Source organism: Acidovorax sp. Leaf73 (assembly GCF_916855635.1).
GTDB classification, from domain to species: domain Bacteria; phylum Pseudomonadota; class Gammaproteobacteria; order Burkholderiales; family Burkholderiaceae_C; genus Acidovorax; species Acidovorax facilis.
Genome location: NZ_CAKASI010000002.1, coordinates 754927 through 763900, shown reverse-complemented (window position 1 = coordinate 763900; position 8974 = coordinate 754927). Strand labels below are relative to the sequence as shown.

The 8974-nt window shown below is 64.0% G+C and carries 7 protein-coding genes; 6 read left to right on the top strand and 1 reads right to left on the bottom strand.

Going from position 1 to position 8974, the window contains the following annotated elements; all coding sequences use genetic code 11:
- Positions 1-152: 152 nt before the first annotated feature.
- Entirely contained in the window at positions 153-827 is a 675-nt protein-coding gene (locus tag LPA35_RS09835; protein WP_228896796.1) for a dihydrodipicolinate reductase C-terminal domain-containing protein, read from the bottom strand.
- 382 nt (positions 828-1209) lie between these two features.
- Here LPA35_RS09835 and asd point away from each other — a divergent pair, with 382 nt between their 5' ends.
- The 6 genes from asd (at position 1210) to trpA (ending at position 8972) form a co-directional block, all read left to right on the top strand.
- Complete coding sequence (gene asd, locus LPA35_RS09830) at positions 1210-2340, top strand: aspartate-semialdehyde dehydrogenase (protein WP_228896794.1); 1131 nt, start codon at positions 1210-1212, stop codon at positions 2338-2340.
- 289 nt (positions 2341-2629) lie between these two features.
- Positions 2630-5281 carry a FimV/HubP family polar landmark protein gene (locus tag LPA35_RS09825; RefSeq protein WP_228896793.1) on the top strand — a complete coding sequence of 884 codons (2652 nt, stop codon included), beginning with the start codon at positions 2630-2632 and terminating at the stop codon, positions 5279-5281.
- Positions 5282-5330: 49 nt separating this feature from the next.
- Positions 5331-6152, top strand: a complete 822-nt coding sequence (truA, locus tag LPA35_RS09820; RefSeq protein WP_228896791.1) for a tRNA pseudouridine(38-40) synthase TruA — start codon at positions 5331-5333, stop codon at positions 6150-6152.
- On the top strand, positions 6149-6901 hold the full coding sequence (locus LPA35_RS09815) for a phosphoribosylanthranilate isomerase (RefSeq protein ID WP_228896788.1): 753 nt from the start codon (positions 6149-6151) through the stop codon (positions 6899-6901). Before truA ends, LPA35_RS09815 begins: the two co-directional genes overlap by 4 nt.
- On the top strand, positions 6879-8162 hold the full coding sequence (trpB, locus tag LPA35_RS09810) for a tryptophan synthase subunit beta (RefSeq protein ID WP_228896786.1): 1284 nt from the start codon (positions 6879-6881) through the stop codon (positions 8160-8162). The genes LPA35_RS09815 and trpB overlap by 23 nt, the downstream gene beginning before the upstream one ends.
- Complete coding sequence (gene trpA / locus LPA35_RS09805) at positions 8163-8972, top strand: tryptophan synthase subunit alpha (protein ID WP_218300563.1); 810 nt, start codon at positions 8163-8165, stop codon at positions 8970-8972.
- Positions 8973-8974 lie beyond the last annotated feature (2 nt).

The following is an 8974-nucleotide window of genomic DNA, read 5'->3' as shown; positions in this document are numbered from 1 at the left end:
ACGAGCAGCGGCCCCACCTGTCCCTAGAATACAAAACGCCCGATGCGATGCACCGGGCGTCTCTTGCAAGCCAATTGCGGCTGGGATTCAATCCCGCATAGGTGTCAACCTATTCCAGGACGGGTCAGGAGCCAGGGTACTGCCCGTACCGCCTACAGCCACCCGTTGTCGATGAATTCGATGATGGCGTAGCGCCGGTTCTCCAGCGGCCGCTCGCGCACGGCTGCCACGATGTGCGCAACGCCCTCTGCATACGGCGCATCGCCATAAACACGGGTTTCCAGCGTCACGCTGCAAGCCCCATCCTCTATCAGGACCTGGTGGTAGGCATGGCGGCCAAGATGTTCTGGGGGAATCTGCAGCACGCGCTGCTGAACCTCGGCATCGCGCACGGACCGGATATCACCGGGCACCAGACCCAGCGCCTGCGCCATGCTCACGGCCGTGCCCGGCACCGACGACTTCTGAGCCTGGTGCGACTCGGTCAGCCCGATGCGATAGCCACGGAACAAGTGCCCACTGCGCTCCAGCATGGCCATGAACTTGAGCATGAGAAGGTTGGTGTTGGGACACAGGACCACGGGAAAACCTACAGCCAGGTGTTCCAGCGCTGATCCCGTGGACAGCTCCACCAGCGCAGAGCACGTGGATTCACAGAACGCGCTCACCGCTTGTAGCTCCCGGCCCGAGCCTGCATGCACCACCACCGATTTTTCTGCAGGCAGCCCCTCGGCAGCCCAGGGCACAACCTGCCCTGCGTCCCCAGAGGGCAGCGCCCCCAACAGCTCCCTGGCCAGCTTGCCAGACCCCACAACGATGACTTGCATTTTTCCACTCTCGATGAATCGCAGACAAAGCGATAGGCAGGACTGTAGTGCGGTGCAGACCATGGGCGCAGGCTCTCCCCCAAGTCATTGGCTTTTTTCTACCGTCTATCCCGCCGATCGCTCCCCAGAGATGCCTGTTGGAACAACGGCACAGAGCCCAAAGCCCGCATCCGCTACAATCTTCGCCTATGTTTGCCGCCCACACGTTCGCCCTGAACATTGCACCCGCCGCCACGGCCGGTGTGGCTGCGCGCGCAACCATCACCAAAACCACGACCATTAAGGGCTGACTCAGCCTGGTTCGTCGTGCGCCCTTCCTGGCCAGACGAGCCAGGCGAGCAGTCCGGTCTGGCACTGTTTCTTACTTAGAAAGGGCGTTGAAATGAGCAAGTTGGTAGGGTTGGTCGGCTGGCGCGGCATGGTCGGCTCGGTCCTGATGGACCGCATGGAACAAGAGAAGGACTTCGATCTGATCGAACCCATGTTCTTCTCCACCTCGAACGCAGGCGGCAAGGCCCCTGCCCAAGCCAAGAACGAGACTGCACTGCAGGATGCGTTCAACATCGAGGCTCTCAAGCGCTGCGAAATCATCATCACCGCCCAGGGCGGTGACTACACCTCTGAAGTGTTCCCAAAGCTGCGCGCCGCCGGCTGGAACGGCCACTGGATCGATGCCGCCTCCACCCTGCGCATGGACAAGGACGCCGTGATCATTCTCGATCCGGTCAACATGCCCGTCATCAAGAACGCCCTGGCCAACGACGGCAAGAACTGGATCGGCGGCAATTGCACCGTGAGCTGCATGCTGATGGGCGTGGGCGCTCTGTACAAGGCAGGTCTGGTGGAATGGATGAGCACCCAGACCTACCAGGCAGCATCAGGTGGCGGCGCGCAGCACATGCGCGAGCTGCTCACGCAGTACGGCACGCTGAACGCCGAAGTGCGCGCACTGCTCGACGATCCCAAGAGCGCCATCCTGGAAATCGACCGCAAGGTCATCGCCAAGCAGCGCAGCCTGTCAGCCGCTGAAACCGCCAACTTCGGCGTACCGCTGGGAGGCTCGCTGATCCCCTGGATCGACAAGGACCTGGGCAACGGCATGTCCAAGGAAGAGTGGAAGGGCATGGCCGAGACCAACAAGATCCTGGGTATGGGCGAGGGCTTCAACGCCTCCGCCATTCCCGTCGATGGTTTCTGCGTGCGCGTGGGCGCCATGCGCTGCCACAGCCAAGCGCTGACGTTCAAGCTCAAGAAGGATGTGCCCGTGGCCGACCTCGAAGCCATGATCGCCGCCGACAACCAGTGGGTCAAGGTGGTGCCCAACACGCGTGAAGCCACCATCCAGGACCTGACCCCCGTGGCGGTGACCGGCACCATGAACATCCCTGTGGGCCGCATCCGCAAGCTGGCCATGGGCCCTGAATATGTGGGCGCCTTCACCATTGGCGATCAGCTGCTCTGGGGCGCCGCCGAGCCCCTGCGCCGCATGCTGCGCATCTTGCTCGACGCCTAAGCCGGCAATCCCCAAAAAGCGCGCACGGCCCTCGCCGTGCGCGCTTTTTTACGCCCGGCGCCTTGACACACTCAGTTACGCCACGTTGGCAATTGGCAACATTTGAATGCCCCAATCTGGTGCGTCTGAACCTCGCTCAAAGCTTCGGAGCCACCTCAGCTTGTCAGTGCAAAACATTGATGCTATGGTGCTTTTTACATATTTTCACGCGCCGGGGCGGGACCAGACCATGAGAAAAAAAGCACCGCTCGACCGAGCCGCACAAAAACCTAATCAGTTGTTGGCAAACATGCATCGTTGGAAATTTTCTGTCCTGGCGGCTGCGGCCGTAGCGTCGGCTGGCTTTTACGCTGGCGACGCCTCGGCCCTGGCGTTGGGCCGCATCACCGTGCAGTCTGCCTTGGGCGAGCCTTTGCGCGCCGAAATTGACCTGCCCCAGATCACCCCCGCCGAAGCCGACACCCTGCGCGCTACGACGGCTACCCCGGAAGTTTTCCGCGCCCAGGGCATGGAATACACGCCCGCGATCAACAACCTGCAAATCCAGCTGCAGCGTCGCCCAGACGGCACCGCCGTGCTGCGTCTGACGAGTGATCGCCCGGTGAACGACCCCTTCCTTGATCTGGTGCTGGACGCCAACTGGGGCTCGGGCCGCATTGTGCGCAGCTATACCATGCTGTTTGACCCGCCAGCACTGCGCCGCGCAGCACCGAATGTGACGGCGTCCCCTCAGATCTCGGCACCTGCTGCCCCATCGGCGCCCGCCGTGCGCGCACCGGTCGCCCCGCGCGCCACCGAATCCTCTGCCGCTGCTGCACCGCCAGCACCACGCCCGGCAGCAGCTGCCCCTCGTCCAGCCCCCGCAGACGGCGTCAAGGTGCAGGCCGGTGACACCGCTGGCCGCCTGGCGAATGCCTACCGCCCCGCCAGCGTGTCTCTGGATCAGATGCTGGTTGCCATGATGCGTGCGAACCCGGACGCATTCATTCAAGGCAATGTCAATCGCCTCAAAGCTGGCGCGGTACTGCAGATGCCCGATGAAGTTGCGGCGCAGGCAACCCCAGCCCCCGAGGCACGCCAGATCCTGGCAGCCCAGGCCAAGGATTTCAACGAATTCCGCCGCAAGCTGGCAGGTGCCGCCCCGACCACCGCAGTGGCCGCTGCCGAGCGCTCTGCGTCAGGCACGGTGCAGACCCGCGTGGAGGACAAGAAACCTGCCACGACCGCACCCGACAAGCTGACGTTGTCCAAAGGCTCCGTGAAGGGCCAGAAGGCCGCCGAGGACCAGCTCGCCAAGGACAAGCAAGCCAGCGAGGCCGCCACCCGGATGGCCGAACTGTCCAAGAACATTACCGACCTGAACAAGCTGGGCGCAGCATCGGCCGCTGCTGGCAGTGCCGCGCCCGCTGGCGGTGCCAGCGCCCCCGCTGGCGTGGCCGTGCAGGCCCCCGCAGTCCCCGCCACGCCCACAGCGCCCGCCGCGCCTGAAACACCTGCGTCGGCTCCCGTGCCCCCAGCCAGTGCCCCAGCGGATGTTGCCGTTCCTGCCGAGGCAGCCTCCGAACCCGCCTCTGCACCTGCTCCCGTCGCATCCGCACCCGCAGCCCCCGTACGGATGCCTGCGCCAGCACCAGCCCCTGTTGAAGAGCCGAGTTTCCTGTCCGGCCTCATGGACGATCCGATCCTGCCCTTGGCCGGTGGTGGCCTGCTGGCCCTGTTGCTGGGTTATGGCGCTTACCGTGTGGTGCAGCGTCGCCGCCAGAACGCTGGCGTAGACAGCTCGTTCCTGGAAAGCCGCATCCAGCCTGATTCATTCTTCGGTGCCAGCGGCGGACAGCGCGTGGATACCGCCAACAGCGAAATGACGACCGGCTCGTCCATGGCCTACTCCCCGAGCCAGCTCGATGCTGGCGGCGATGTGGATCCCGTGGCGGAGGCAGACGTTTATTTGGCCTATGGCCGCGACCTGCAGGCCGAGGAAATCCTGAAGGAAGCGATTCGCCACAATCCGGCCCGCGTGTCGGTCCATGTGAAGCTGGGCGAAATTTACGCCAAGCGCCAGGACCGCAAGGCACTGGAAGCGGTTGCAGGGGATGTGTTCAAGCTGACGCAGGGCGAAGGCCCGGACTGGAACCGCATTGCCGAACTCGGCCGCGACCTGGACCCCGAAAACCGCTTGTACCAGCCTGGCGGCCGCCCCGGCATGGCCGAGGACGAATCGCCATCGCTGCCCCCAGGTGGCTTCCCCAGCACCTTCACCGGCGGTGCGGGCAATGCGGCGGCCACGGCGGCACTCCCCCCCGATCTCGACCTGGATCTCGACCTGGACCTGCCAGATGACGCACTGACCGACGCTCCCTCGGTGGCACCAGCACCCCCAGGCGGGTTTGCAGCGGCTGCCGCTGCAGCAGCGGCCGCAGTTGGCACCCGTCGCACTACGGACGCCGATGCCAGCGATGAACCACAAACACTGCGCCCGGAACTGGATTTGCCAGAGCTGCCCTCCGCAACGGCCCCAGCCTGGGGTGGTCAAGATACAGCCCCCGGCCCGATGATGGCCCCTCCACCCGTCGCCAACCTCGACTTCCCGAGCGCTGACGACCTGAGCATGGCGCCATCTGGCCCCATGCCGCTGGCAGGCGACGCCAAGGATTCCGGCCCCATGGAATTTGATCTGGGCGAACTGTCTCTGGACCTGAACGCACCGTCCAAGCCCATGGCAGCCCCTGCGGCCAAGGCACCCGCTCCGGCACCCGAGTTCGTCGATGATGGCTCGGCTGCGGCGCAGGATGATCCGCTGGCCACCAAGCTGGCATTGGCCGAAGAGTTCAACGCCATTGGCGACACCGACGGCGCTCGCACGCTGATCGAAGAAGTGGTGGCCGAATCCAGCGGCGCCCTCAAGACCCGCGCCCAGCGTATGCTGGCCGAACTGGGCTGATGCAGCGGGGTTCTCTCACGGCGCGCTTTCCCCACCCCCAGGCCGCCCCATGACGCGGGTGGCGCTGGGTGTCAGCTACAACGGACAGGCCTACAGCGGCTGGCAAAGCCAGCTGTCGGGCAACACGATTCAGGACAAACTCGAAGCGGCCCTGGGCCGCTTTGCCACGCACCCTGTCAGCACTTTGTGCGCAGGCCGTACCGACGCAGGTGTGCATGGATTGATGCAGGTGGTGCACTTTGACACGCCGCTGAACCGCCCGCCCTCCTCCTGGGTACGGGGTACCAACACCTTTCTTCCTGCCGATATTGCCGTGCAATGGGCGCAGCCCGTGCCAGACGGCTTCCATGCCCGCGCCAGCGCGATCGCGCGGCGCTATGCCTATGTGCTGCTGCAGTCCCCCGTGCGGCCGAGTGTGGACGCCGGTCGCGTGGGCTGGGTTTTCCATCCGCTGGACCACCAAGCGATGCGGCAAGCTGCGGACTACCTGCTGGGCGAGCACGACTTCACCTCGTTTCGTGCGTCGGCGTGCCAGGCCAAGTCCCCCGTCAAGACCCTGCAGCGCATCGACATTACGCGCCGGGGTCTGGGAGAACCAAACCCGGAGCTGGGCTGGAGCCCCTGCTACTGGCGCTTTGAGTTCGAAGCCAACGCGTTTTTGCACCACATGATCCGCAACATCATGGGCTGCCTAATTGCCGTGGGCCAGGGCAACCAGCCTCCTGAATGGGTGGCGCAGGTGCTCGCCGCCAAATCCCGCGATGCGGCAGCGCCCACGTTTTCGCCGGATGGGCTGTTTTTTCAAGGCCCGGTCTATGACGCCGCCTGGGGCTTGCCCCAGCGCACGGCTGCGTATGATTGGTTGCCATGAACGCACAAGACATCTCCAAGCTGCCGCATGCACGCACCCGCATCAAAATCTGCGGCCTGACCCGCGAGCAGGACGTAGATGCCGCAGTGGCGGCAGGCGCCGATGCAGTGGGTTTCGTGCTGTATGCCCCCAGCCCGCGTGCGGTAACACCCGAACGCGCAGCACAACTGGCCAGACGCCTGCCGCCCTTTGTCACACCAGTTTTGCTGTTCGTGAACGAGTCCGCTACCAATGTGATAGCTACCAGCGCTTTGATAGCAGGCGCTACGATCCAGTTTCACGGTGATGAATCTCCCCAGGATTGCCTGGCCGCCACCCACCAAGGCGCACGCCCCTACCTGCGAGCCGCCCGAATTCCCCTGGGCGACGGTGCGGCCAGCTTTGACCTCGTAAAATACGCCTACGATTACTCTCACGCCCAGGCCATCCTGCTCGACGCCCATGTCGAAGGTTTTGGCGGCAGCGGCAAGGCATTCAATTGGTCACTCCTTCCACCAAGCGTCAGCTCTCACCTCGTTTTGTCTGGTGGACTCACGCCTGCAAACGTGACCGATGGCATTTTGCAAGTCCGCCCGCGGGGTCTCTCGCTGGCGGTTGATGTCAGTTCCAGCGTCGAAGCCGATGGCCCCGATGGAAAGCCCATCAAGGGCATCAAAGACGCCGTGAAGATCCAACGCTTCGTTGCCGCCGTGCGGGCGGCCGATGCACAACTTGCAAAGAATCCCCATGAATTCCTATCAGCAACCTGATACTTCCGGCCATTTCGGCCCCTACGGCGGCAGCTTCGTCAGCGAAACCCTGACCCACGCCATCCAGGAACTGCGCGAGGCCTACGCGCGCTACCAAAACGACCCCGTGTTTCTGGCCGAGTTTCACTACGAACTCAAGCACTTCGTCGGGCGCCCATCACCCATCTACCACGCAGCCCGTACCAGCCGCGAAATGGGTGGCGCGCAGATCTACCTCAAACGTGAGGACCTGAACCACACCGGCGCTCACAAGATCAACAACGTGATTGGCCAGGCCATGCTGGCCAAGCGCATGGGCAAGCCCCGCGTGATTGCAGAAACGGGCGCAGGTCAGCACGGCGTGGCCACGGCCACCATCTGCGCGCGCTATGGCCTGGAATGCGTGGTGTACATGGGTGCAGAGGACGTCAAGCGCCAAAGCCCCAACGTGTACCGCATGAAACTGCTGGGCGCCACGGTGGTGCCCGTGGAATCGGGCAGCAAGACGCTGAAAGATGCGCTCAACGAGGCCATGCGCGACTGGGTGGCCAATGTGGACAACACCTTCTACATCATCGGCACGGTGGCAGGCCCACACCCCTACCCCATGATGGTGCGTGACTTCCAGAGCGTGATCGGCAAGGAGTGCATCAACCAGATGCCCGCCATGTTGGCCGAGCAAAAAGTGCTGGGCGACCAGCCCGATGCCGTGATCGCCTGCGTGGGTGGCGGCAGCAACGCCATGGGCATCTTCCACCCCTACATCCCGTTCGAGAAAACGCGCCTCATTGGCGTGGAAGCCGCAGGCGAAGGGCTGGAGTCGGGCAAACACTCGGCATCGCTGCAAAAGGGCAGCGCGGGCGTGCTGCACGGGAACCGCACCTTCATCCTGCAGGATGACAATGGCCAGATCACCGAAACCCACAGCATCAGCGCAGGCCTGGACTACCCCGGCGTGGGCCCGGAGCACGCCTGGTTGCAGGAAATCGGGCGTGCCGAATACGTCGGCATTACCGACAAGGAAGCTCTGGAAGCCTTCCACTACCTGTGCCGCACCGAGGGCATCATCCCCGCGCTCGAATCCAGCCATGCCGTGGCCTACGCCATGAAACTGGCCAAAACCATGCGCCCTGACCAATCGATCCTGGTCAACCTCTCGGGCCGTGGTGACAAGGACATTGGCACCGTGGCCGACCTGAGCGGCGCCGATTTTTACTGCCGACCCAGCTGCCAGGGGCAGTCCGTCAAGGGCGGCGAGCAATCCATCAAGGTGGTGAAATAAATGAGCCGTATTGCATCCACCTTCTCTGCCCTGCAAGCGCAGGGCCGCAAGGCACTGATTCCCTATGTGACCGCTGGTTTCCCCTTCGCCGACATCACCCCTGCACTCATGCACGGCATGGTGGAGGCCGGTGCCGACGTGATTGAGCTGGGCGTGCCCTTTTCCGACCCCATGGCCGATGGCCCGGTGATTCAAAAGGCGGGCGAAAAAGCCCTCAGCCTGGGCATTGGCATGGTGCAGGTGCTCGACCATGTGCGCGAGTTCCGCAAGCGCAACAGCACCACACCCGTGGTGCTGATGGGCTATGCCAACCCCGTGGAGCGCTACGACCAAAAGCACGGTGGAGGTGCCTTTGTGCGCGATGCGGCGGCCGCTGGCGTGGACGGCGTGCTCATCGTGGACTACCCACCCGAAGAGTGCGAGACCTTTGCCGCCAGCCTGCGTGAGCACGGCATGGACCTGATCTTCCTGCTGGCCCCCACCAGCACCGATGAGCGCATGGCCCAGGTGGCGCGCGTGGCCAGCGGCTACGTGTACTACGTGTCGCTCAAGGGCGTGACCGGCTCGGGCGCGCTGGACACCTCGGCCGTGGAGCAAATGCTGCCTCGCATCCGCCAGCATGTGACGATCCCCGTGGGTGTGGGCTTTGGCATTCGCGACGCCGCCACCGCCCAGGCGATTGGCAAGGTGGCCGACGCCGTGGTCATTGGCAGCCGCATCATCCAGCTGATTGAAGACCAGGAGCACGCCAAGGTGGTGCCAATCACGATCGACTTCCTGCGCGGCATCCGCAAGGCAATGGACGCGTAGAC

Excerpts from the sequence above, each read along its gene's own strand:
- LPA35_RS09825 (WP_228896793.1), top strand. The coding sequence starts at position 2,630 with ATGCATCGTTGGAAATTTTCTGTCCTGGCGGCTGCGGCCGTAGCGTCG.
- truA (WP_228896791.1), top strand. The coding sequence starts at position 5,331 with ATGACGCGGGTGGCGCTGGGTGTCAGCTACAACGGACAGGCCTACAGC.
- LPA35_RS09835 (WP_228896796.1), bottom strand. The coding sequence starts at position 827 with ATGCAAGTCATCGTTGTGGGGTCTGGCAAGCTGGCCAGGGAGCTGTTG.
- trpB (WP_228896786.1), top strand. The coding sequence starts at position 6,879 with ATGAATTCCTATCAGCAACCTGATACTTCCGGCCATTTCGGCCCCTAC.
- trpA (WP_218300563.1), top strand. The coding sequence starts at position 8,163 with ATGAGCCGTATTGCATCCACCTTCTCTGCCCTGCAAGCGCAGGGCCGC.
- asd (WP_228896794.1), top strand. The coding sequence starts at position 1,210 with ATGAGCAAGTTGGTAGGGTTGGTCGGCTGGCGCGGCATGGTCGGCTCG.
- LPA35_RS09815 (WP_228896788.1), top strand. The coding sequence starts at position 6,149 with ATGAACGCACAAGACATCTCCAAGCTGCCGCATGCACGCACCCGCATC.